This is a genomic window from Cedecea neteri NBRC 105707 = ATCC 33855, from assembly GCF_001571265.1.
In the GTDB taxonomy this organism is placed as follows: Bacteria; Pseudomonadota; Gammaproteobacteria; order Enterobacterales; family Enterobacteriaceae; genus Cedecea; species Cedecea neteri.
On record NZ_BCTL01000065.1, the window covers coordinates 1 to 23,020 of the forward strand.

Consider the following 23,020-nt stretch of genomic DNA (forward strand, 5'->3'; position numbering starts at 1 on the left):
CATTCACTTTTAGTGACCTTCCGACTTACTGATTATTTCACCTGCGTCGATAGCTGAACGTAACGTTCAATACCTGTTTCAGCCTCTCACGGGTGTGTACTTCCCTTTTCGAAAGCATCAGCCTTCCACGCAATGTTAAAGACCTCACCGGTACGGCAATCTGTACAAAGAATCAGACACTACATGGTTACCAGAAACGCTTAAGTCATTGTTGACGATTGAGATTCATCCACCAATAGAGATGCGATGAACGTTCGCAAGGTTTGATTCAAGTTTAGAGCGGGCACGTTATGCTCGCTATTTCATATCATGCCAAACAAGTACGCCAGTAAGTACGCGAGAAAGGGATTAGCGAAATTTGATGGAAAGAAAAATTATAACCATTTGATTTTAATGGTGCCGATAATAGGAGTCGAACCTACGACCTTCGCATTACGAATGCGCTGCTCTACCAACTGAGCTATATCGGCTTTCAGGACGCGCCACGAGCGTGGCTGCGGTGTAAAAGGGTAAGGAAGATTGGGTGATGCGTCAACCACTTATCAAACTGACTGCTGGTTTTTGCATCACCCTGCTTTCAATTACGCACGAATCGTGTCGTCGCCGAAGCCGATCCACTTGTAGGTGGTTAAGGCTTCAAGCCCCATCGGGCCTCGAGCGTGCAGCTTCTGAGTGCTGACCGCCACTTCTGCGCCAAGGCCGAACTGGGCGCCGTCGGTGAAGCGGGTGGAGGCGTTGACGTACACAGCAGAGGAATCCACTTCGTTAATAAAGCGGTTCGCGTTGCGCAGCGTGCGGGTCAGGATCGCGTCCGAATGCTGGGTGCCATGCTCGCGAATATGGGCGATGGCATCATCGAGATCCGCCACCACTTTCACATTCAGGTGCAGCGACAGCCATTCGTCGTTGTAGTCCGCCTCTTTCACCGCTTCCACCGCCGCCGGGCCGTTTTGCAGCACAGGCAGAGATTTCTCGTCCGCGTGCAGCGTCACGCCGGACTCGGCCATTTGCTTGCTCAGCGCAGGCAGGAAGCTGTCGGCAATTGCCTGGTGCACCAGCAGCGTTTCCACCGTGTTGCAGGTGCTCGGGCGCTGGGTTTTGGCGTTGACGATGATTTTCAGCGCCGGTTCAAACTCGGCAGTGTCGTCCACCACGATGTGGCACACGCCGATGCCGCCGGTGATCACCGGGATCGTCGACTGTTCGCGGCAAAGTTTATGCAGGCCCGCGCCACCGCGAGGGATCAGCATGTCGATGTAGCGATCGAGGCGCAGCATTTCAGTAACCAGCGCACGATCCGGGTTTTCAATCGCCTGGACCGCCGCTTTCGGCAGGCCGCACTCTTCCAGCGCCTGCTGGATCACCGCCACCGTGGCGTTGTTGGTACGCCAGGTTTCCTTCCCGCCGCGCAGAATGGCCGCGTTACCGGTTTTCAGGCACAGCGAGGCGACGTCTACGGTGACGTTCGGGCGCGCTTCATAAATCACGCCCACCACGCCGAGCGGCACGCGGCGGCGTTCAATGCGCAGCCCGCTGCCCAGCAGCCCGCCGTCAATCACCTGCCCTACCGGGTCGGCAAGGCTACACACCTGGCGTACATCATCGGCGATGCCCTTCAGGCGGGCCGGGGTGAGCTGCAGGCGGTCGAGCATGGCTTCGCTGAGGCCGCTTTTACGCGCCTCGTCTACGTCCTGCTGGTTCGCGGTCAGGATCTGCTCCGAACGCGCTTCAAGGTAGTCGGCAATTTTTTCCAGCACGCGGTTTTTTTCGCGCCCGGAGAGCAGTGCCAGCTGGTAAGAGGCCTCTTTTGCCGCTTTGCCCATTTGTTCAAGCATTTATCTGCTCCTTAATTAACAATCATGTCGTCGCGATGCACGGCCACCGGGCCGTATTCATAGCCGAGGATTTCGTCGATCTGCTGGGAATGATGCCCGGCAATGCGGCGCAGCGCGTCGCTGTTGTAACGGCAAACGCCGTGGGCGATGTCGCGCCCTTCCAGGCTGCGAATGCGGATGACTTCGCCACGGGAGAAATTGCCGCTCACGCTTTTAATACCTTTAGGCAGTAACGAACTGCCGCGCTCCAAAATAGCGGACAATGCGCCGTCATCCACGGTGATTTCCCCGGCTGGCGGAGCGCCAAAGATCCAGCGTTTGCGGTTCTCCAGCGGAGATTGCTGCGCGTGGAAGCGAGTGCCGACGGAGTTACCGGCCATTACGTCGCCGATGACGCCAGGCTTGCTGCCTGCGGCGATGATCACGTCGATACCCGCGCGGCAGGCCACGTCGGCCGCCTGGAGCTTGGTGCCCATGCCGCCAGTGCCAAGGCCGGAAACGCTGTCGCCGGCAATGGCGCGCAGCGCATCGTCAATACCATGCACTTCTTTGATCAGTTCCGCTTCCGGGTTATTACGCGGGTCGGCGGTATACAGGCCCTGCTGGTCGGTGAGCAACAGCAGCTTGTCGGCCCCGGCCAGAATCGCGGCCAGGGCGGATAGGTTGTCGTTATCGCCGACTTTGATTTCCGCCGTCGCCACGGCGTCGTTTTCATTAATGACCGGCACAATGTTGTTATCTAACAACGCTCTGAGCGTGTCGCGAGCATTAAGGAAGCGTTCGCGGTCTTCCATATCGGCGCGGGTGAGCAGCATCTGCCCGACGTGAATGCCGTAAATAGAGAACAGCTGTTCCCAGAGTTGAATCAGGCGACTTTGCCCTACCGCGGCCAGCAGCTGCTTGGACGCGATGGTGGCGGGGAGTTCGGGGTAGCCAAGGTGTTCACGTCCGGCGGCAATCGCCCCGGAGGTCACAATCACAATACGATGCCCCGCCGCGTGCAGCTGGGCACACTGGCGAACCAGTTCAACAATATGGGCGCGGTTCAGGCGGCGGGAGCCACCGGTTAATACGCTGGTGCCTAATTTTACGACCAGCGTCTGGCTGTCACTCATGATTCTCTGCCGTTTCTACAAAAAAGGGGAAATTAAAAAGCCAGATGACGTTGTAACAGGAGTCGCGCGGCTTGCCAACAGGCGGCGTGGGAAAAGGGTTAATCAGCGAGAAAGGATCGCTGACGATAGCGGATATATTTTACATTTTTATGACATATAAACTTTATTACGTTTATTTAATCTTTCTCCTAATTTGTCATAAATCTTTAATCTGAGAACGATAAAACCCTTCCTGTTTTTAGCGGGAGCCCGACTCCCAGAACAATTTTGCAAGCGTTCATCATTCTTGGGATAACAAATGAAAAAGAGCACACTGGCATTAGTGGTAATGGGCATCATGGCGGCTTCTGCGGCTCAGGCAGCTGAAGTTTATAACAAGAACGGCAACAAGCTGGACCTGTACGGACGCGTAAAAGCCGAACATTACTTCAGCGATAACAACAGCGTTGATGGTGACCAAACCTACGCTCGTTTCGGCTTCAAAGGCGAAACCCAGATTAACGACCAGCTGACCGGTTTCGGTCAGTGGGAATACCAGATTGCCGGCAACAAAGTTGAAGGTGATCCAACTGCAGCAAAAACTCGTCTGGCATTTGCTGGCCTGAAAGCCGGTAACTTTGGCTCCTTCGACTACGGTCGTAACTACGGCGTGCTGTATAACATCGCCTCTTACACCGATATGATGCCAGAGTTCGGCGACGATTCTTTCGTTAAAACCGACAACTTCATGACCGGTCGTACTAACGGCGTGGCCACTTACCGCAACAACAACTTCTTCGGTCTGGTTGACGGCCTGAAGATGGCTCTGCAATACCAGGGCAAAAACCAGAACGACGGTCGTGATACGTCCAAACAGAACGGCGACGGCTTCGGCACCAGCCTGTCTTACGACATCGCTGACACAGGTCTGAGCGTAGGGGCTGCGTACGCGAACTCTAGCCGTACCAACCTGCAGAAAACTGGTGCGTTCGGTAAAGGCGACAAAGCAGAAGCCTGGACTACCGGTCTGAAATACGACAAAAACAACGTTTACCTGGCCGCTATCTACGCTGAAACCAGCAACATGACCGTGCTGAGCGGGACTTCCATCATCAACGGCGTGTCCACCAAAGTGAGCGGTTTCGCTAACAAAAACCAGGCATTCGAAGCCATTGCTCAGTACCAGTTCGACTTCGGCCTGCGTCCATCCATCGGTTACGTGCAGTCTAAAGCGAAAGATATTGAAGGCGTGGGCGATGCTGATCTGGTGAAATACATCGACGTAGCAGCGACTTACTACTTCAACAAAAACATGTCTACCTTCGTTGATTACAAAATCAACCAGCTGAGCGACAACAACAAGCTGAAACTGAACAACGACGACGTGGTTGCGGTAGGCTTGGTTTACCAGTTCTAATTCGCGATACTGCGGACAAAAAAATCCCCGTCAGGCTGACGGGGATTTTTTATTTTCAGGCGGAGAGTTTAAGCGGCTTTTCCGCAAAGTTCTCGGCAGGCACCAGCCCAAGTTCAAGGCTGGCAAGTAAATCTTTCAGGCGTCCGTGGAAGCCGCGCAGCGTCTGCTCCAGTTTTTCATCCACTTCTTTATCTTTTGCCGGGGTGGCCGTCCATTTGCCGTCTTTATCAAACAGGCCGAATTGCCAGGTGTAGGTAAACTGCTTTTCCTGGGCTTCCAGCACCATCCACCATCCCCAAAACTCACGTTTCTCCGGTGCGGGCTTTACGTTAACGCACACCGCCAGGCAATCGAAGAAGAAACGGTTGTCTTCACACTGCTCTTCCCGGATGTACGGGCCAAGCGAGGCGAACTTTCTGATCAGTCTACTTTTCGGGTGTCCACTCGGTAACGTCATTACGATCTCCTGTTGTGAAGCAACTGTTTTAGCAAACCGTCGTAATTTAGCAAATATTTAACGTAATCTTTGTTTCATCCAACCGGTAATTTCTTGCAGCGCCTTGTCAAAATTTTGATACACCGGCTTAAACGGGATCTGGAGTAATTTGCCGTCGGCAGATGACGAAGTGATTAAACGGGATTCTTCTTCCGGGCTGAACGGGTCATTCTCCCAAAAACCGGATAGCATTGGCGTTGGGCAGCGGCGGCCGAGCAAGCCCTGCGTTTTCAGGGAGTAGCGGTTCAATTCCACGCTCAGCGCGCTGTCGGAGATACTGGTCATTCCCAGGCGGCTCGCCAGCACGTCAATATACATTTCCGGCACGTTGGCCTGGCGCTGTGGGTCGCTCAGCAGGGCGTGAACCACCGGTCCAAGGCAGGCGACAGCTTTCAGACGTGGGGCTTCGAGGTAGGCCAGGCGCACGGCAACATTGGCGCCAAAACGGAAGCCAAATGCTGCGACGCGGGTGTGGTCAACCCACGGAATATTCGGTAGCGCCTTGAGTACGTGCTGATGCAGTACGCTCGAATCCTGAGTCAGTTTCCACTTAGAAGAAAAACCGACTGACGGCATGTCGATAGTCAGCATCGCGATGCCCTGCGGGGCAAAATATTTCTCAAACAGGCTGTAATAATCACTCTGCAAGGCATCAAGGCCGCCGCACATCAGCACGGTCGGGAATGGCCCTTCCGCCCCTTTAGGCATATGCAGGAAGCCGCTGATGGTACCGCCGCCGGTCATCGGAAATTCAAGCTCGCGCAGCCCACCGGACAGCCGGGGCGCGGCCTCTTCATAAGCCCGGTTAGCCAGCACCTGGGCCTGCTCCGCCAGCGCATCCCCTTTCAGATGCGGGTACGCCGCAATGCTGTAAAGGTTCGCCGCCTGCAGCCAACATTTGCCGATTTTCTCCTCGTCCGTTTCCTGGCCTGCGCGCTGCTGCCAGAGCATCGCCTGCTTCGACCATTCGTAGATCCAGTTTCCCCCGCGGTAGCCCATCACGGTATCAAACAGCTCGTCGTTGGTACGTTCAGCCTCGGTGCAGGCAATCCGTGCCTGGACTTCAAGAATTTCACGCGGATCGACCCCACGCCAGATCCACATCAGGCGGTTGATCATGCGATACCAGTGAGGAACATTTTTGCCGTCCAGCGCGGACTGAATCGCCGGCGCCACTGTATGCCGCGCACGACGCACCAGCGTGGAAGTCTCTGGGTGTTTGAATCTTGGCTTAAAGAGGGTTTCGCTTAGGTTGGCCTGCGACATCGTTTCACTGCCTCCATGAATACGAGAAACGTCGCTATTGTAGCCTGATACGGCCTAAATAACACAAACGCCCGGCTATGCCGGGTGCCAAATAAATGACAAATCTCAAATAAGTGAAGAAGCTAAAGAGGATACAAAACAATAAATAAGGAAAATCAATTTTTGATTTTCGCCTGATAACCACAAAGAGGAAAAAACCACGTTTTTTTCCTCTTTGTCAAAACGATTACGCCCGGCTATGCCGGGCGTAAATCAATGCAAATCCTGGGGAGATTAACGGCCGGCCAACGGCGGCACAAACACCACGCCCATATCCCACGGCTGCTCAATCCAGGTATCCTGCGGGATATCAATCACGTAATCGTCCACCAGCGGCTGACCGGCTGGTTTGGCGAAGATGGTGACGAAATGGGCTTTCGGATACATTTCACGAATCGCAACTGCGGTACCGCCGGTATCTACCAGGTCATCGATTACGATGAAGCCTTCACCGTCGCCTTCCGCACGCTTCAGCACGGTCAGCTCACGCTGGTTGTCGTGGTCGTAGCTGGAGATGCAAACGGTATCAACATGGCGAATACCCAATTCACGAGCCAGCAGCGCGCCCGGCACCAGGCCACCACGGCTAACGGCAATAATGCCTTTCCACTGTTCGGCTGGCAGCAGACGCTGCGCCAGTTTGCGGGCGTGAATCTGCAACATGTCCCAGGTGACGACGTATTTTTCGCTCATGTGAAGTATCCCGGCCTGTAAAAAACGGCTTAAAAAGTATTCGAAGGAGTTTTGGTTGCGCGAGATTATAGAGATCTGACGCACTAAAAACCAGTACTGCGGGCTATTGGCAGCCGATTTTGCTCGTATTCAACCTTCACGCAACAAAAGAAAGTGGTATTCTCAGGACATCGCGCAAGCCGTGCTTGTGGTGTAAATGAACCCGGCCAAAAACGTGACCGGTAAGCCAAAAAAATGACTCCAGGGAGACTCAACGTGTCTGAATTGTCTCAATTATCGCCACAGCCGCTGTGGGATATTTTTGCCAAAATCTGTTCTATTCCGCACCCGTCCTATCACGAAGAAGCGCTGGCGGAACACATCCTGTCCTGGGCAAAAGAAAAAGGCCTGCACGTAGAACGCGACCAGGTGGGTAACATCCTGCTTCGTAAGCCCGCCACGCCGGGCATGGAAAACCGCAAACCTGTGGCGCTCCAGGCGCACCTCGACATGGTGCCACAGAAAAACAACGACACCGTGCACGACTTCACTAAGGATCCTATTCAGCCGTACATCGACGGCGAGTGGATCAAAGCACGCGGCACCACTCTGGGCGCAGACAACGGCATCGGTATGGCGTCCGCGCTGGCGGTACTGGCTGACGACAGCGTGGCACACGGCCCGCTGGAAGTGCTGCTGACCATGACTGAAGAAGCCGGGATGGACGGTGCATTTGGCCTGCAAGCCAGCTGGATGCAGGCAGATATCCTGATCAACACCGACTCCGAAACGGAAGGTGAGATCTACATGGGATGCGCGGGCGGTATCGACTTCATCACTACGCTGCCGCTGCAGCGTGAAGCCGTTCCGGCTGGTTTTGACACCTTCAAGCTGACCATCAAAGGGCTGAAAGGCGGCCACTCCGGCGCAGATATCCATCTGGGCCTGGGTAACGCCAACAAGCTGCTGGCTCGCTTCCTGCTGGCTCACACAGCCGGGCTGGACATTCGCCTGCTCGATCTGAATGGCGGCACCCTGCGTAACGCGATCCCACGCGAAGCCTTCGCCACGCTGGCCGTGCCTGCGGCTAAAGCCGCCGAGCTGAAGTCCGCGGCTAACGATTACCTGGCCGTTCTGAAAAACGAGCTGTCTGCGGTAGAGAAGAACATTACCGTTCTGGTGGAAGCCACAAGCTCCGACAAACAGGCGCTGACCGCTAAAACTCGCGATACTTTCCTGCACCTGCTGAACGCGACGCCAAACGGCGTGATCCGTAATTCAGACGAGGTGAAAGGCGTGGTTGAGACTTCCCTGAACGCGGGCGTCGTGACCATGAGCGACGACAGCGCGGAAATTATCTGCCTGATTCGCTCCCTGATCGATTCCGGTAAAGACTACGTGGTTAGCGTGCTGGAATCACTGGGCGAGCTGGCCGGAGCGAAAACCGTGGCGAAAGGCAGCTATCCAGGCTGGCAGCCGGACGCTAAGTCTCCGGTGATGGCTTTGGTACGTGAGACTTACCAGAAGCTGTTCAACAAAACCCCGAACATTATGGTTATCCACGCTGGTCTGGAATGCGGTTTGTTCAAAAAGCCGTACCCGGAGATGGACATGGTCTCCATCGGGCCAACCATTACCGGCCCACACTCCCCGGACGAGCAGGTGCATATTGAGAGCGTTGGCCAGTACTGGACGCTGCTGACCGAGTTACTGAAGGCGATTCCGGCGAAGTAAGTTTTACCCTCACCCTCTCCCTAAAAGGGAGAGGGAATTTTCTTTGTTCGCCTTACTTTCCGTGGCACTCCTGTTTTTCCCCTTATCCCTTCCAGGGAAAAGACCGGTATGAGGGTCTTGTTTACAGCCCCAGCAGCAGCTGCCTCTCCAGCTGCGGGTCGAGCAGGGTGACGTGCAGCCCCACCAGCCGAACGCCGCGCCCTCCCCGCCGCTCCTCCCAGGTTTTACGGGCGGTTGCGATCAGATCTTCTTTATTCAGCTTCGGCCAGACATGCTCCTGGGTCGTTAGCTGAAAGTCATTAAACTTGAGCTTAATGCCCTGCCGGGCGATGCGGAGATCGGCCCGTTCTTTGGCCAGCCGCCGCTCAAGCTCAGGGTACAGGCGTTCGATAATCTCTTCGCACTCATGCCACTCGTGAATATCTTCCGCCAGGGTCCGCTCTACACCCACCGACTTTCTCTGGCGATCGTTACTGATCTCCCGCTCATCAATGCCCTGGCTGCGTTCCCAAAGTACCCGGCCAAATTTGCCGAAGCGCTTTAACAACATTGCCAGGTCCGCATTTTGCACATCGGCGCAGGTTCGCAGGCCGAGCGTTTCCAGCTTTGCCACCGTTACTTTGCCCACGCCGGGAATTTTCCCGAGCGGCAGCGTCGCTAAAAAGTCCGGCACCTGCTCGGGCGTAATCACATACTGGCCATTCGGTTTATTGAGGTCGGAGGCAATCTTCGCCAAAAACTTAATCGGCGCGATGCCCGCCGAGGCGGTAAGGTTTAGCTCGTCGGAGATAGCCTGCCGAATCTCACGGGCAATTAACGTCGCCGAGCCCTGGCAGCGGTCGCAGTGGGTGACGTCCAGATAAGCTTCATCCAGCGACAAGGGTTCGATGAGCGGGGTATAGCGGGAGAAGATTTCGCGAATGTGGTTGGAGGCTTCTTTATAGGCGTCGAACCGGCCCGGCAGTAAAGTGAGGTGCGGGCAGAGTTTTAGCGCCATCGCGGTCGACATCGCACTGCGCACGCCGTATTTTCTGGCGGGGTAATTTGCAGTGCTGATCACGCCTCGCCGTTGGGCGCTGCCACCGATAGCCAGCGGGATATCGCGCAGGGCCGGATTATCACGCATCTCAACGGCGGCAAAAAAGCAGTCCATATCGACATGAATGATTTTGCGCATGCTCACTCAACCAGAAAAATAACACTGGATAAGTATACAGCTAATTTTAAGAATGAGGAAATTGTCGCAGGCCGACGAATCCCCCCAGCGAGTGGCGTCGCGATGAGCATAAAGTGACACACCGCAAAAACTCCAATTGATTCCAATAAAATATGTAAACGCCCGCGTCTGACGCTTGCGAAAATTAGCCACGATGCTAATGTGAGCGCAATCCTGTACAGAATTTTCTGATTTCGGGTCCCTTTGGCCGTCCTGGCTGTTAGTTGCAGTTTTATCAAGGAATCAAGCAGTATGCGTAAGATCGCACTGATTATTGCGATGCTCTCTATGCCGTTTTTCTCTTTCGCCAGCCTGCTTAATAGCAGCGGTGTTGCCGCCCCTGTCGGCAAAGATAGCAGACAGCAGCTCATGGGCTCCCCGGTTTATATTCAAATCTTTAAAGAAGAACGCACCCTGGAACTTTGGGTGAAGATGGGCGAGCAGTATCAGCTGCTCAATAGCTACCGTATCTGTAACTATTCCGGCGGCCTGGGGCCAAAACAGCGTCAGGGCGATTTTAAAAGTCCGGAAGGATTTTATAGCGTTGATCGCAGTCAGTTAAAACCGGATAGCCGCTTCTATAAAGCCATTAATATCGGTTTCCCGAATGAATTTGACCGCGCTCACGGCTATGAAGGGAAATACCTGATGATTCACGGTGCCTGCGTGTCGATTGGCTGCTACGCCATGACAGACTCCGGCATTGACGAAATTTTCCAGTTTGTCACCGGCGCTTTAGTGTTCGGCCAGCCGCGCGTTCAGGTGAGTATTTTCCCGTTCCGCATGACCGACGCCAATATGGAACGCCATAAGTACTCCACTTACATCAACTTCTGGAAAGAGCTGAAGCCAGGCTACGACTACTTCGCGGCTAACCATCAGCCACCGGGTGTGGCCGTGGTCAGCGGAAACTACGTCATCAGCAAACCTGCTGTGATGACGCCGGTTCAGCCGCAGCTGGCGTCAAACTACAAGCTCACCGAGGCAAAATAACGCCGACTTGCCTGGCTCAATTTTGTGCCAGGTTTCGTTGGCGGTCAGCGGCTGAGTCGCAATGACCGTGACCACATCGTTCGGTGTGGTCTCTTCCTGAAAATCAATTTCCACGTCCTGATCCAGCAGCTTAGCTACGCCGAACGGCGCTCTGCGGGTGATCCAGAACAGGTTCGTCGAGCAAAACGCCATCACGTAGCGCCCGTCCGACAGCAGCATGTTAAACACGCCTTTCTCTCTTAGCTCTGCGCCCAGTTCAGTAATGTAGCGGAATACCGCTTCCATATTGCCCGGCGTGCGCGGGTAACGTTGCGTGAGTTTGTGCAATAGCCAGCAAAACGCCTGCTCGCTGTCCGTTTCACCAATCGGACGGAACGTTCCCGTCTCCAGCATGCGATAGCCTTTTAGCTGCCCGTTATGGGCATACGTCCAGTTGCGGCCCCACAGTTCGCGAGTGAACGGATGGGTATTTTCCAGCGCCACTTTGCCACGGTTCGCCTGGCGAATATGAGCCACGACCGAGCAGGATTTAATCGGATAGTCCTGGACAAGGCGGGCGATGGGCGAGTTAAAGCTCGGCTGCGGATCTTTAAAGGTGCGACAGCCTTTCCCTTCGTAGAAGGTAATACCCCATCCGTCTTTATGGGGGCCAGTTCCGCCTCCGCGCTGCACCAGTCCGGTAAAACTAAAGCAGATATCCGTCGGTACGTTAGCACTCATCCCGAGCAGTTCGCACATCTCTTCTCTCCCACAACGAATGCCCCTGCTCCGGGAGGAGCAGGGGCATTACGGGCTAAGCTTTAACCATTTCTTTTTCGATTAACTGAATCAGGATGTGGATCACTTTGATGTGAATTTCCTGAATACGGTCCGCATAACCGAAGTGCGGCACGCGAATTTCGATGTCAGCCGTACCGGCCATTTTGCCGCCGTCTTTACCGGTCAGGGTAATGACTTTCATGCCTTTCGCGCGGGCAGCTTCAATCGCTTTGATGATGTTGCCGGAGTTGCCGGAAGTGGAGATCCCCAGCAGCACGTCGCCTTCGCGGCCAACGGCTTCAACGTAGCGAGAGAAGACATAGTCGTAGCCAAAATCGTTGCTGACGCAGGAGATGTGGCTCACGTCAGAAATCGCTATCGCCGGGTAGCCCGGGCGGTTTTCACGGTAGCGACCGGTTAACTCTTCCGCAAAGTGCATAGCATCGCAGTGTGAGCCACCGTTCCCGCAGGACAGTACTTTGCCGCCCGCTTTGAAACTGTCTGCCAGCAGCACGGCTGCGCGCTGGATGGCATGAATGTTGGCTTCATCCTTAAGGAAGTTAGTTAGCGTTTCCGCCGCTTCATTTAGCTCACTACGAATAAGATCCTGGTACATGAGGAGGTCCTTGAGGTTTGAGTGAATTTCACATCGCGCAGTGTACCGGATAGCGCCGAAAGCGAGAAGCGTAACCCCGCGTGTTAAGCCGGGGTTTTCCCCGGAAGTGCGGCAACAATGTGAGCAAGGTTGTAATTATTTTGTAAACACATTGCTAAAGAAAGCAACATCCACTACAACCAATACATCACAAGTGGTCAGACCTCCTACAAGCAAGGGAGCTTTCTTTATGTTGATTTTAAGCATTGTCCTTACCGTTGTACTGCTGGGTGTGTTGTTCTATCACCAGGCAAATCTGCTGCTTAGCAGCGTGATTCTGCTCGCGTGGACCGCCGCGCTGGGCTTCGCTGGCATCTGGTCTTTCTGGGTGCTGGTTCCGCTGGCGGTGATTCTGGTGCCGCTGCTGGTGACGCCGCTGCGTAAATCGCTGATTTCCGCACCGGTCTTCCGTGGCTTCCGCAAAGTGATGCCGCCGATGTCCCGCACGGAAAAAGAAGCTATCGACGCCGGGACGACCTGGTGGGAAGGCGATCTGTTCCGCGGCAAACCTGACTGGCAAAAACTGCATAACTATCCGCAGCCAAAGCTGACCGAAGAGGAACAGGCGTTTATTGATGGCCCAGTTGAAGAAGCGTGCCGCATGGCAAGCGACTTCCAGATAACCCATGAGCTGGCCGACCTGCCTCCTGAGCTGTGGGCCTACCTGAAAGAGCATCGCTTCTTCGCGATGATCATCAAGAAAGAGTACGGCGGCCTCGAGTTTTCTGCCTATGCTCAGGCTCGCGTGCTGCAAAAACTGTCCGGCGTTTCCGGGATCCTGGCGATTACCGTCGGCGTGCCTAACTCTTTAGGCCCGGGCGAACTGCTGCAACACTACGGCACCGAAGAGCAAAAAGATCACTACCTGCCACGCCTGGCGCGCGGTCAGGAGATCCCTTGCTTCGCGCTGACCAGCCCGGAAGCCGGTTCTGATGCCGGTGCTATTCCTGATAGCGGCGTGGTTTGCATGGGCGAATGGCAGGGCGAGCAGGTGCTCGGGATGCGCCTGACCTGGAACAAACGCTATATCACTCTGGCGCCTATTGCCACCGTGCTGGGCCTGGCATTTAAACTGTCTGACCCGAAACGCCTGCTCGGCGGCGAAGAAGACCTCGGCATTACCTGTGCGCTGATCCCAACCCATACTCCGGGTGTGGAAATCGGCAAACGCCACTTCCCGCTGAACGTGCCGTTCCAGAACGGTCCAACCCGTGGGAAAGACATCTTTGTGCCGATCGACTTTATTATCGGCGGCCCGAAAATGGCCGGCCAGGGCTGGCGCATGCTGGTTGAATGTCTGTCCGTAGGTCGCGGCATTACCCTGCCATCTAACGCCACCGGCGGCCTGAAAACCGTGGCGATGGCAACGGGCGCTTACGCTCATATCCGCCGCCAGTTCAAAATCTCTATCGGTAAAATGGAAGGGATTGAAGAGCCGCTGGCGCGCATCGCCGGTAACGCCTACGTGATGGATGCAGCCGCGTCATTGATTACCTACGGCATCGTGCTCGGCGAGAAGCCTGCCGTGCTGTCAGCGATTGTGAAGTACCACTGTACCCATCGCGGCCAGCGCGCCATTCTTGATGCAATGGATATCGTTGGCGGGAAAGGCATTATGCTCGGCGACGGTAACTTCGTGGCCCGTGCTTACCAGGGCGCGCCGATTGCCATCACCGTTGAAGGCGCCAACATTCTGACCCGCAGCATGATAATCTTCGGCCAGGGGGCAATTCGCTGCCATCCATACGTGCTGGAAGAGATGGCTGCCGCGCAGAATAACGACGTGAATGCCTTCGATAAGCTGCTGTTTAAACACATCGGTCACGTGGGCAGCAACAAAATGCGCAGCCTGTGGCTGGGCCTGACCAACGGCCTGGGCAGCAGCACACCAACCCGCGATGCAACCAAACGCTACTACCAGTACATTAACCGCCTGAGCGCAAACCTGGCGCTGCTGTCGGACGTATCCATGGCCGTGCTGGGCGGCAGCCTGAAGCGTCGGGAGCGTATCTCCGCTCGCCTGGGTGATGTGCTGAGCCAGCTTTACCTGGCGACTGCGGTGCTGAAACGCTACGAAGATGAAGGCCGTAACGAAGCCGATCTGCCGCTGGTTCACTGGGGCGTGCAGGATGCGCTGTTCCAGGCCGAACAGGCGATTGATGACCTGCTGCGTAACTTCCCGAACCGCTTTGTGGCCGGTACGCTGCGCCTGGTTATCTTCCCGCTGGGCCGCCGTTACGAAGCACCATCTGACGTGCTGGACCACAAGCTGGCGAAAATCCTGCAGGTGCCGTCCGCAACCCGTTCGCGTATTGGTCGCGGTCAGTACCTGACGCCGAGCGAGCATAACCCTGCTGGCCTGCTGGAAGCCGCGCTGCTGGATATCATGGCCGCCGAGCCGATTCACCAGCGCGTCTGCAAAGAGCTGAAGCGTAATCTGCCGTTCACTCGCCTGGATGAGCTGGCTAAACAGCTGCTGGCCGAAGGTAAAATCACCGCCGATGAGGCCGCGATTCTGACCAAAGCAGAAGCAAGCCGCCTGCGCAGCATCAACGTGGATGAGTTTGATCCGGAGGCGCTGGCAACACAGCCGGTGAAAGTGCCGGAAAAGCACAGAAAGGTTGAAGCCGCTTAACCATTAACCCCGCGAAAGCGGGGTTTTTTATTGCCAACAAAATCACGTTTTCTCGTGCTACAGTGAAAGAAATATTCCGCTAAGAGGCTGCCGATTGTGTCTGGTCTGAAAGTTTCCGTTCTGCAACAACCGCTCGTCTGGATGGACGGTGCCGCAAACCTGCGTCACTTCGATGTACTGCTGGAGGACGTGCGCGGGCGTAACTTAATTATTCTGCCCGAGATGTTCACCACCGGCTTTGCAATGGAAGCCGCCGTGCAGTCGATGCCGGAACAGGAAGTGATTGACTGGATGCAGTTCAAAGCTCAGCAAACCCAGGCGATGATCGCCGGCAGCGCTGCCCTGCAAACCGAACGCGGGCCGGTGAACCGCTTCCTGCTGGTTCAGCCGGACGGCAAAGTTCACTTCTACGATAAGCGCCACCTGTTCCGCATGGCGGATGAACATCACCATTACCAGGCCGGGGAGGAGCGCGTGATTATTGAGTGGCGCGGCTGGCGAATTTTACCGCTGGTATGCTACGACCTGCGCTTCCCGGTGTGGTCACGTAACCGCAACGATTATGATCTGGCGCTGTACGTCGCCAACTGGCCAGCGCCGCGTTCGCTGCACTGGCAAAGCCTGCTGCAGGCGCGTGCCATTGAGAACCAGGCTTATGTCGCAGGCTGCAACCGCGTGGGCACCGACGGCAACGGCCACCATTATCGTGGCGACAGCCGGATCATCAGCCCGCAGGGCGAGATCCTTGCCAGCGCCGAGCCGCACCAGGCGGCAAGACTGGATGCCGATCTTTCGCTGATTGCACTGCGGGAGTACCGGGAGAAATTCCCGGCGTGGCAAGACGCCGATCCTTTCAGTTTGTAGTCAGAAAAACCGGCCCGTTCAGGCCGGTTTTTTATTTGTCAGCCAGCAACGTAACGGCGCGAGTAAAAGCCTGAACAGCAAGCGACACATCGCCCTCAGTCACCGATTCCGCCGGATGGTGGCTAATGCCCTTCTCACAGCGAACGAACAGCATCGCGCTCGGCCAGCGTTCGGCAATGGCAATTGCGTCGTGCCCTGCGCCGCTAGGCAACGAAAGGCTGCGCCCCTGAACTTCGCTGACAGCCTGCGTTAACGTCGCCTGGAGCGATTCATCACAAGGCGTGGCCGGAATGGCGTAATATTCTTCCGCGCTAAAGCGCATGCCGCGCCGGGCAGCTATCGCCTCTCCTTCGGCGAGAAGTTGGCCCAGTAAAGCCTTCAGGCTTTCATCACGCGGGCTGCGAATATCCAGCGTAAGCTGAACGTCGCCGGGAATGACGTTCACCGCGCCCGGCGCGCAGCTTAACGTTCCCACGGTGGCGACTTCATCGGGACCAGAGTAACGCGTTGTCGACTCAATAAAAGTCATCCACTCGGCAGCGGCGGCCAGCGCATCTTTGCGCAGCGCCATCGGCACCGTCCCGGCATGGCCTGCATGGCCGGTAAAACTGCAGTTCAGGCGGCGGGCGCCGTTAATAGCTGTGACTACGCCCAGCGCAAGCCCCTGCTCTTCCAGCACCGGTCCCTGTTCAATATGCAGTTCCAGATAGGCGCTGAAATCGCTTTTTGGCCGCTCCGCGCTGGCAATTCGCGTGGGATCCAGACCGGCGAGGATCATGGCCTGTGCCACGCTGACGCCGCTGGCATCTTCCCGGCTCAACCAATGTTCTGGCCAACTACCGGTAATTCCCCGGCTTCCCAGCAGGGTGACCCCGAAGCGGGTACCCTCTTCATCGCCAAAGCCGACAATCTCGATGGCCTGTTCGAGCTGGATATTGTGCTGATAGAGGTACGCGACAACTTCCAGAGCACACAGCACGCCGAGCATCCCATCGTAGCGGCCGGCATTGCGCACCGTATCAAGATGAGAGCCCAGCAAAATAGCCTCCGCGCCTTCTTGCCTGCCCTCGTAACGCCCACAAATATTGCCAACCGCGTCCTGCCAGGTCGTCATGCCGAGCTGCTCCATCCAGCCGGCCACCAGCTGATTCGCCCGCAGATGCTGCACCGAAAGATAAACGCGGGTCAGGTGGCCCGCGTTTTCGCTGATGGCGGCCAGCTGGTCGGCCCTGTCCATAACACGCTGGGCGGCAATCTCTGCATAACTCACATCCATAAGCGGCGCGACCATTAGCGGGCACCCTGCGCGTAAACGTTCCACGCCGCCTGCATGGCTTCACCCTGCACGCTTTTAAATCCGAGATGGTTAAGTACCGCTTCCAGCGCGGCGAGCGTTTGCAGCACACAATCTTTGCGGGCGTTATAGCCCATGGTGCCAATGCGCCAGATTTTGCCCTGCAGCGGGCCAAAGGAGGTGCCTATCTCGATGTGGAAGTCTTCCAGCAGGAGCTTGCGAACCTCTTCGCCGTGAACCTGAGCCGGGATCGTTACGCCAAGGACGTTGTTCATCTTATGCTCAAGGTTGCCGAAGGTTTCCAGCCCCATGCCCTGGATCCCCGCCACCATCGCCCTGCCGTGCAGCTCGTGGCGGGCGATACCGGCATCCAGACCTTCTTCGAGAATGATTCGGGCGCACTCGCGGGCGGCAAACAGCATGCTGGTAGCTTCGGTGTGATGGTTCAGGCGCTCCGGCCCCCAGTAATCCATGATCATGCCCAGATCGAAGTAGTTGGAGTAGATCATCTCTTCGTCACCGTCCTGATGGGCCGCGGTGCGAATGCCTTCTTCTACGCATTTGCGGCGACGAATGGCCTCTTCCATTTGCGGGCTAAGGGTTACCGGTGAGCTACCTGACGGGCCACCGAGGCATTTTTGCAGCCCGGCAGAAACGGCATCCAGCCCCCAGGCATCGGTGAGCAGTTCATTCCCACCAAACGATGCCGTGGCGTCGGTGTAAAACAGCACGCCGTGACGGCGGCAGATCTCGCCGAGTTCGGCCAGCGGCTGCAGCATCGTGGTGGAAGTATCGCCCTGCACGGTCAGCAGCAAGCGAGGTTTCACCGCTTTGATGGCATCTTCGATTTGCTGTGGGCTGAATACTTCACCCCACGGCACTTCGATAGTGTGCACTTCGGCACGGCAGCGGCGGGCAATCTCACACAGCAGGTGGCCAAAGCGGCCAAACACGGGCACAAGCACTTTATCGCCAGGGCGAATAGCCGACAGCAAAATGGCCTCGATCCCGGCGCGGGAAGTGCCGTCCACCAGCATCGTCCACTTGTTTTTCGTGCGGAAGAGCTCACGGTACAGCACCATCACCTCATTCATATAGCCCGTCATCACCGGGTCGTACTGGCCGATAAGCTGGCTCGCCATAGCACGCAGCACTCGTGGATCGGCGTTGATCGGGCCAGGCCCCATCAGCAAGCGGTGCGGCGGGTTGATCTGGGGAAACTGCTGAATATCAAACATGGCGATTCCTTGAGTCTGAGATTGAAACAAAAGATTCTTATAATCCTCTTTTGCAACTAATGTGCCAGCCGCAGGCAAAATTTTCTCCGGCTGACGGCGTCATGGCCAGCGCGGAAAAAAGGATCAGGTAAAAGCGATGAACTCTTTTGGCTCACCCGAAATGTGCATCTGCACCAGCGAAGGGCGTTAACGCTGTTCGAGCTCGTCCAGCTCTGTATACAATTCAGCGATATTATGGATACGCTGACGCCCGCTGGTCAATGATTCATGCAGCACCGCGTTAGCCAGTAAATTCACCAGGCTCATGGCGCTGCTGTAGCTGTCGAACGCTGAAACGCTATCGAGCGGCGCGCTCAAATGCCAGCCAGAAGGGGTGTTCAGCCCCGCCGAACCGGGCTCGCTAAGCACTACCAGCGGTATACCTCGCTGCTGCAGGCTCGCGAGCAGCGGCTTGATAATGCGCGGCCGCCGGCGAAACGCCACGGTGACCACGCAATCTTCCGGGCCGATATCCACCAGCTCTTCCGCCAGCGTCTGCCCCGGCTGCGGGAGTAGATGTACGCCGCTGCGCACCTGCAAAAGCTGCTGGCGTAAGTGCACCGCCACCGGCCAGGAGTTTCGCATCCCAATGATAAATAGGCGTTTCCCGTTCACAAGGGCATTGACCACTTCGGCAAAAGGGCCCGCCTCCAGCTGATTCACCAACTGGGTGAGGTTGGCCATTTCCTGCTTGTAATGGCGTGCCAGCAGCGTATTGCCCTGCACGGCATCACGGTTTTCCGTCAGCGGCATACCGCTCTGGCGCAGAGTACGTAGCTCTTCGCGCATATCCTTGTAGCGTTCATAGCCTAAGCGTTTAAACAGGCGGCTTACGGTGGCCTTGGACACGCCTGAAAGCCGCGCCAGCTCGGCGCTGTTGTAGCTGATCAAGTCATCAAAATGGTCAACGATGAACGAGGCCACGCGCTGTTCCTGCGGGGAAAAGAGCGCCCATGACGCCCGTAAACGCTCGTCTAACTGTTTCATGCTGACTCCTGTAACTTTTGTTTCATCAAAGCCTGACACAGTGAAACGATCCTCGTCAACCTGGAACATCTCTTGCTTCTGACTCCCTACCCGAGCGGAATTCCTGCAAGAGAAGAAAAATATGCAAAGCAATATGGCACCCGGTGGCATGGTGGTGACACCCCATCATCTTGCCTCTGAAAGCGCGCTCTCCGTTCTGCGTCACGGCGGCGATGCTATTGAAGCGATGGTTGCCGCTGCCGCAGCTATCGCGGTGGTTTATCCCCATATGAACGGTATAGGCGGGGACGGATTTTGGCTGATTGTTCCGCCTGAGGGAGAACCTGTCGCCATCGACGCCAGCGGGGCTGCCGGTTCCCTGGCGTCACTGGATTTCTACCGGGGAGAACGCGCCATTCCCCATCGCGGCACTCGCGCCGCGTTGACCGTGCCCGGCACGCTGAGCGGCTGGGCAGAAGCGCTGAAAGTCTCATCGGAGCTTGGCGGCGGGCAGATGCCGCTTTCCCGCCTGATGGCCGATGCTATTCGCTATGCGGCGGACGGGATCCCGGTCACCGCCTCTCAGGCGAATGCGACGCAAAGCAAGTACGCCGAGCTGGTTGATGTCCCCGGCTTTGCCGATACATTCCTGCAGCGAGGTGAAGTCCCCGCCACCGGGAGTCGTTTCACGCAGCCCCGGCTGGCCACGACCCTGACGCGAATGACGGTTGAAGGCCTGGACAGTTTCTATCGTGGCCCGCTGGCCTCACTCATTGCCGAAGAACTGGCCGAACTGGGGCTGCCTGTCACAGCGGCCGATCTGGCGGCTCACCGGGCAACGCGTACCAAACCACTTAGGCTTGAGCACCAGGCTGGTGAGATTTTTAATCTCGCGCCACCAACGCAAGGGCTGGTATCGCTGGCTATCCTCGGCATTACCGACCGCCTGTCGATGGCAAACGCCAGTGAAGTTCAGACCATACATCGCATCGTGGAGGCCACTAAAAAAGCCTTTGCGCTGCGCGACACGCATATCACCGACCCGCGCCAGATCGCTACCTCAATACAAAACCTGTTAGATCCCGAAGAACTGGACCTGCTGGCCGCGAAAATCGATGACCAAAGTGCCGCCCCTTGGGGCAAAGGCAAAGGCCCCGGCGACACGGTCTGGATGGGCGTTATCGACGGTAACGGCCTGGCCGTGTCGTTTATCCAGAGTATTTACCACGAGTTTGGTAGCGGCGTTGTGCTGCCCAAAAGCGGCGTGCTGTGGCAAAACCGCGGGGCGTCTTTCAGCCTCGACCCAGAGCATCTGCTGGCGCTGGCACCGGGTAAAAAACCCTTCCACACCCTGAACCCGGCGGCGGCCAGGCTCGCCGACGGCAGAACGCTGGTTTACGGCTCGATGGGCGGCGACGGGCAGCCGCAGACGCAGGCGACAATCTTTACCCGCTATGTGCTGCAGGGGGTCGATTTACAGGAGGCGATTTGTGCCCCGCGCTGGCTGCTGGGCCGCACCTGGGGGCAAGTTTCCGACAGCCTTAAGCTTGAAAACCGCTTCAGCCCCGACACCGTAACCGCACTTGAGGCTCTGGGGCATGAGGTAGAAACAGTCCCCGCCTTTAGCGAGATCGTCGGCCACGCCGGCGCCATCGTCAGACATACCAATGGCATGCTCGAAGGTGCGTGGGATCCACGCAGCAACGGCAGCGCCGCAGGCTTTTGAGGAAAATGCGAATGACCCAACCTTCTTTTGACTGGCAGCACTACATAACCCTGATGGAGCAGTTGCTTGCCGTGCCGCTGACCGACGAGCGCCGTGAAGAGCTGGTGTTTCAGCTGGCACGCATTGCGGCCATGGCTGAACCGCTGATGGCCTTCCCGCTTGCCGACCGCCAGGAAACTGCCGGAGTCTATACATTATGACCGCCCTTTCTATCCGCCAGATCCAGCATGGGTTGCGGGACAAGGCTTTTTCGGCCACCGAGCTGGCCCAACAAACGCTGGCAAAAATTGAACAGCGAAACCCACAGCTTAATGCTTTTACCGAAGTCACACAGGATCGTCTGCTGGAGGAGGCGGCCTCGGTTGACCAACTGATTGCCAGCGGCAGTCCTCTGCCTGCGCTGGCGGGTGTGCCTTACGCGGTAAAAAATCTTTTCGATATTAAAGGGACAACAACCCTTTCAGGCGCAGAGCTGTTTGCCGGGCAACCGGCAGCATCTGACGATGCCTTTGCCATTGCGCAGCTGCAAAAAGCGGGGGGAATGCTTAGCGGGGCGTTGAATATGGATGCCTATGCCTACGGCTTCACCACGGAAAACAGTTATTACGGCGCCACCAAAAACCCGCACGATCTTACGCGCATTGCGGGTGGCTCTTCCGGTGGATCGGCCGCCGCCGTCGCCGCCGGAATGGTGAATTTCACCCTTGGCACCGACACCAACGGCTCAATTCGCGTCCCGTCCTCACTTTGCGGGCTCGTGGGCCTGAAGCCGACCTTTGGTCGCCTGTCGCGCGGCGGTAGCCATCCTTTTGTCGCCAGCCTCGACCATATCGGCCCGCTGGCTCGTAGCGTGGAGGATGTCGCGGCGGTTTACGATGTGCTGCAAGGCTATGACGGCAGCGATCCTTTTCAGGCCTCCCGCGCCATTGAGCACGTTTATACAGCGCTTGATCGTGATACGCCGCTTCGCGTGGCGGTGCTCGATGGCTTCTTCGAAAGCTGGTGTGACGCAGATGCGAAAGAGGCCGTTAGCCGGGTAGCCAAAGCGCTCCAGGCCTCGGAAAAGGTTTCTATGCCGGAAGCCGATCTCGCCCGCTCGGCGGCTTTTTTGCTGACCGCCGCCGAAGGGGGCAATCAGTACCTGCCTGCCCTGCGTACCCGTCCTGAACGCTTCGAACCTAATTCGCGCGAACGCCTGCTGGCCGGGGCCATGACCCCGTCGGCCTGGTATACCCAGGCTCAGCGCTTCCGGGCCTGGTTCCGCGATCGCACGCTGCCGCTGTTTGACCATTTTGATCTGCTTATTGCCCCCGCCACGCCCTGCAGCGCCACGCTTATCGGCCAGCAAACCATGCATATTAACGGGCAGGAGATCCCGGTGAAGGCCAGTATGGGGATCCTGACGCAGCCGATCTCTTTCCTCGGACTGCCGGTCGTCAGCGCCCCGCTGATCGCGGCCAGTGGTTTACCGATTGGCGTGCAATTAATTGCCGCGCCGTGGCGGGAAGACGTTTGCCTGCAAGCCGCACGGCAACTGGAAATTCAGGGTATTTTACAGACAAAGGTAAGTTAAATGATGCGAGATAATATTGACCGCCCGGCCGTTTTAAATGAAGTCACTGCGGCATTTTATCGCTATGAGCAGGCGCTGATTACCAACGACGTCGCCGTGCTGGATGAGCTGTTTTGGGAGGATGCCCGCACCGTTCGTTTTGGCGCGACGGAAAACCTGTATGGTATCGAGCAGATCCGCGCTTTCCGCAACGGGCGTTCGCCGAAGGGGCTGGATCGCCAGTTGAGAAATACCGTTATCACCACCTTCAGCGACGACCTCGCTGTGGCGAGCACAGAATTTACGCGAGAAGGCAGCAATAAGATTGGCCGCCAGATGCAGACCTGGGTCCGGTTTGCGTCTGGCTGGAAGATTGTGGCGGCGCATGTGAGTTTAATGGGGTGATAGTCTGTTTCTGCACTATAAAAATCTTATGTTTATGAAAGCCCATGCCGTGTTCCGTTCACCTCAAATACCGCTTCATATGTTGCCACCATACAGGTGAACGTCTTAGGGGAGTCACCGTCACT

Annotated in this window: 20 protein-coding genes and 1 tRNA gene; 9 read left to right on the forward strand and 12 right to left on the reverse strand. The window is 56.6% G+C overall.

Translation table 11 applies throughout. The features are described from left to right. Positions 1-394: 394 nt before the first annotated feature. The 3 genes from CNE01S_RS21705 to proB all read right to left on the reverse strand — a co-directional run bounded on the left by CNE01S_RS21705 (position 395) and on the right by proB (position 2,950). Positions 395-470, reverse strand: a tRNA-Thr gene (locus CNE01S_RS21705). Between the two features lie 111 nt (positions 471-581). Further along, positions 582-1,835, reverse strand: coding sequence for a glutamate-5-semialdehyde dehydrogenase (gene proA / locus CNE01S_RS21710; RefSeq protein ID WP_061278465.1), 1,254 nt, complete (start codon positions 1,833-1,835; stop codon positions 582-584). An 11-nt stretch (positions 1,836-1,846) separates the two neighbouring features. Further along, positions 1,847-2,950 carry a glutamate 5-kinase gene (gene proB, locus CNE01S_RS21715; protein ID WP_039290547.1) on the reverse strand — a complete coding sequence of 368 codons (1,104 nt, stop codon included), beginning with the start codon at positions 2,948-2,950 and terminating at the stop codon, positions 1,847-1,849. A gap of 298 nt (positions 2,951-3,248) precedes the next feature. Here proB and ompC point away from each other — a divergent pair, with 298 nt between their 5' ends. Further along, positions 3,249-4,346 (forward strand): porin OmpC, encoded by a 1,098-nt coding sequence (gene ompC / locus CNE01S_RS21720; RefSeq protein WP_061278467.1) that lies wholly within the window; start codon positions 3,249-3,251, stop codon positions 4,344-4,346. 55 nt (positions 4,347-4,401) lie between these two features. Here the strand turns inward: ompC and crl are convergent, their stop codons facing one another. The 3 genes from crl to gpt form a co-directional block, all read right to left on the reverse strand. Then, positions 4,402-4,803: a sigma factor-binding protein Crl gene (gene crl / locus CNE01S_RS21725; RefSeq protein ID WP_045781448.1), complete on the reverse strand. Its 402-nt coding sequence runs from the start codon at positions 4,801-4,803 to the stop codon at positions 4,402-4,404. A 57-nt stretch (positions 4,804-4,860) separates the two neighbouring features. Further along, the gene (gene frsA, locus CNE01S_RS21730; RefSeq protein ID WP_061278469.1) at positions 4,861-6,108 is read right to left on the reverse strand and encodes an esterase FrsA; all 1,248 of its coding nucleotides are present in this window, start codon (positions 6,106-6,108) and stop codon (positions 4,861-4,863) included. Positions 6,109-6,381: 273 nt separating this feature from the next. Beyond that, on the reverse strand, positions 6,382-6,840 hold the full coding sequence (gpt, locus tag CNE01S_RS21735) for a xanthine phosphoribosyltransferase (protein ID WP_008457349.1): 459 nt from the start codon (positions 6,838-6,840) through the stop codon (positions 6,382-6,384). Between the two features lie 255 nt (positions 6,841-7,095). Here gpt and pepD point away from each other — a divergent pair, with 255 nt between their 5' ends. Next, a complete protein-coding gene (pepD, locus tag CNE01S_RS21740) occupies positions 7,096-8,553 on the forward strand; it encodes a beta-Ala-His dipeptidase (protein ID WP_061278471.1) in 1,458 nt (485 codons plus the stop codon). A gap of 121 nt (positions 8,554-8,674) precedes the next feature. Here the strand turns inward: pepD and dinB are convergent, their stop codons facing one another. Next, entirely contained in the window at positions 8,675-9,730 is a 1,056-nt protein-coding gene (dinB, locus tag CNE01S_RS21745) for a DNA polymerase IV (RefSeq protein WP_061278473.1), read from the reverse strand. 291 nt (positions 9,731-10,021) lie between these two features. On the opposite strand from dinB, the gene dpaA reads away from it, so the two are divergent. Next, positions 10,022-10,762, forward strand: a complete 741-nt coding sequence (gene dpaA, locus CNE01S_RS21750; RefSeq protein ID WP_039300629.1) for a peptidoglycan meso-diaminopimelic acid protein amidase — start codon at positions 10,022-10,024, stop codon at positions 10,760-10,762. On the opposite strand, the gene CNE01S_RS21755 is transcribed toward dpaA, so the two are convergent. After that, positions 10,733-11,500, reverse strand: a complete 768-nt coding sequence (locus CNE01S_RS21755) for a class II glutamine amidotransferase (protein ID WP_061278476.1) — start codon at positions 11,498-11,500, stop codon at positions 10,733-10,735. The two genes, dpaA and CNE01S_RS21755, sit on opposite strands and share 30 nt — an antisense overlap. Positions 11,501-11,555: 55 nt before the next feature. Beyond that, the gene (lpcA, locus tag CNE01S_RS21760; protein ID WP_061278478.1) at positions 11,556-12,137 is read right to left on the reverse strand and encodes a D-sedoheptulose 7-phosphate isomerase; all 582 of its coding nucleotides are present in this window, start codon (positions 12,135-12,137) and stop codon (positions 11,556-11,558) included. A gap of 229 nt (positions 12,138-12,366) precedes the next feature. Between lpcA and fadE the strand changes: the two genes are divergently transcribed. After that, a complete protein-coding gene (gene fadE, locus CNE01S_RS21765; protein WP_061278480.1) occupies positions 12,367-14,811 on the forward strand; it encodes an acyl-CoA dehydrogenase FadE in 2,445 nt (814 codons plus the stop codon). A gap of 96 nt (positions 14,812-14,907) precedes the next feature. Further along, the gene (locus tag CNE01S_RS21770; RefSeq protein WP_038475342.1) at positions 14,908-15,675 is read left to right on the forward strand and encodes an amidohydrolase; all 768 of its coding nucleotides are present in this window, start codon (positions 14,908-14,910) and stop codon (positions 15,673-15,675) included. 31 nt (positions 15,676-15,706) lie between these two features. Here CNE01S_RS21770 and hpxK read toward each other — a convergent pair whose 3' ends face one another. The 3 genes from hpxK to CNE01S_RS21785 all read right to left on the reverse strand — a co-directional run bounded on the left by hpxK (position 15,707) and on the right by CNE01S_RS21785 (position 19,233). Next, positions 15,707-16,966, reverse strand: a complete 1,260-nt coding sequence (gene hpxK, locus CNE01S_RS21775; protein WP_061278482.1) for an allantoate amidohydrolase — start codon at positions 16,964-16,966, stop codon at positions 15,707-15,709. Beyond that, positions 16,966-18,207 carry a pyridoxal-phosphate-dependent aminotransferase family protein gene (locus CNE01S_RS21780; protein WP_061278484.1) on the reverse strand — a complete coding sequence of 414 codons (1,242 nt, stop codon included), beginning with the start codon at positions 18,205-18,207 and terminating at the stop codon, positions 16,966-16,968. Before CNE01S_RS21780 ends, hpxK begins: the two co-directional genes overlap by 1 nt. 186 nt (positions 18,208-18,393) lie before the next feature. Then, positions 18,394-19,233 (reverse strand): MurR/RpiR family transcriptional regulator, encoded by an 840-nt coding sequence (locus tag CNE01S_RS21785; RefSeq protein WP_061278494.1) that lies wholly within the window; start codon positions 19,231-19,233, stop codon positions 18,394-18,396. A 121-nt stretch (positions 19,234-19,354) separates the two neighbouring features. Between CNE01S_RS21785 and CNE01S_RS21790 the strand changes: the two genes are divergently transcribed. The 4 genes from CNE01S_RS21790 to hpxZ are packed head-to-tail and all read left to right on the forward strand — an operon-like array spanning position 19,355 to position 22,895. Next, positions 19,355-20,938, forward strand: coding sequence for a gamma-glutamyltransferase family protein (locus CNE01S_RS21790; RefSeq protein ID WP_061278486.1), 1,584 nt, complete (start codon positions 19,355-19,357; stop codon positions 20,936-20,938). A gap of 11 nt (positions 20,939-20,949) precedes the next feature. Then, a complete protein-coding gene (gene hpxX, locus CNE01S_RS21795; protein ID WP_061278488.1) occupies positions 20,950-21,138 on the forward strand; it encodes an oxalurate catabolism protein HpxX in 189 nt (62 codons plus the stop codon). Continuing rightward, positions 21,135-22,511, forward strand: a complete 1,377-nt coding sequence (locus CNE01S_RS21800) for an AtzE family amidohydrolase (protein WP_061278491.1) — start codon at positions 21,135-21,137, stop codon at positions 22,509-22,511. Before hpxX ends, CNE01S_RS21800 begins: the two co-directional genes overlap by 4 nt. Next, positions 22,512-22,895, forward strand: coding sequence for an oxalurate catabolism protein HpxZ (gene hpxZ, locus CNE01S_RS21805; protein ID WP_061278493.1), 384 nt, complete (start codon positions 22,512-22,514; stop codon positions 22,893-22,895). The last annotated feature ends 125 nt before the right edge of the window (positions 22,896-23,020 follow it).

Coding starts and splice junctions, on each gene's coding strand:
- gpt (WP_008457349.1), bottom strand. CDS start 6,840: ATGAGCGAAAAATACGTCGTCACCTGGGACATGTTGCAGATTCACGCC.
- hpxX (WP_061278488.1), top strand. CDS start 20,950: ATGACCCAACCTTCTTTTGACTGGCAGCACTACATAACCCTGATGGAG.
- frsA (WP_061278469.1), bottom strand. CDS start 6,108: ATGTCGCAGGCCAACCTAAGCGAAACCCTCTTTAAGCCAAGATTCAAA.
- proB (WP_039290547.1), bottom strand. CDS start 2,950: ATGAGTGACAGCCAGACGCTGGTCGTAAAATTAGGCACCAGCGTATTA.
- CNE01S_RS21755 (WP_061278476.1), bottom strand. CDS start 11,500: ATGTGCGAACTGCTCGGGATGAGTGCTAACGTACCGACGGATATCTGC.
- CNE01S_RS21785 (WP_061278494.1), bottom strand. CDS start 19,233: ATGAAACAGTTAGACGAGCGTTTACGGGCGTCATGGGCGCTCTTTTCC.
- hpxK (WP_061278482.1), bottom strand. CDS start 16,966: ATGGTCGCGCCGCTTATGGATGTGAGTTATGCAGAGATTGCCGCCCAG.
- ompC (WP_061278467.1), top strand. CDS start 3,249: ATGAAAAAGAGCACACTGGCATTAGTGGTAATGGGCATCATGGCGGCT.
- CNE01S_RS21780 (WP_061278484.1), bottom strand. CDS start 18,207: ATGTTTGATATTCAGCAGTTTCCCCAGATCAACCCGCCGCACCGCTTG.
- dinB (WP_061278473.1), bottom strand. CDS start 9,730: ATGCGCAAAATCATTCATGTCGATATGGACTGCTTTTTTGCCGCCGTT.
- CNE01S_RS21790 (WP_061278486.1), top strand. CDS start 19,355: ATGCAAAGCAATATGGCACCCGGTGGCATGGTGGTGACACCCCATCAT.
- hpxZ (WP_061278493.1), top strand. CDS start 22,512: ATGATGCGAGATAATATTGACCGCCCGGCCGTTTTAAATGAAGTCACT.
- crl (WP_045781448.1), bottom strand. CDS start 4,803: ATGACGTTACCGAGTGGACACCCGAAAAGTAGACTGATCAGAAAGTTC.
- CNE01S_RS21800 (WP_061278491.1), top strand. CDS start 21,135: ATGACCGCCCTTTCTATCCGCCAGATCCAGCATGGGTTGCGGGACAAG.
- dpaA (WP_039300629.1), top strand. CDS start 10,022: ATGCGTAAGATCGCACTGATTATTGCGATGCTCTCTATGCCGTTTTTC.
- lpcA (WP_061278478.1), bottom strand. CDS start 12,137: ATGTACCAGGATCTTATTCGTAGTGAGCTAAATGAAGCGGCGGAAACG.
- proA (WP_061278465.1), bottom strand. CDS start 1,835: ATGCTTGAACAAATGGGCAAAGCGGCAAAAGAGGCCTCTTACCAGCTG.
- fadE (WP_061278480.1), top strand. CDS start 12,367: ATGTTGATTTTAAGCATTGTCCTTACCGTTGTACTGCTGGGTGTGTTG.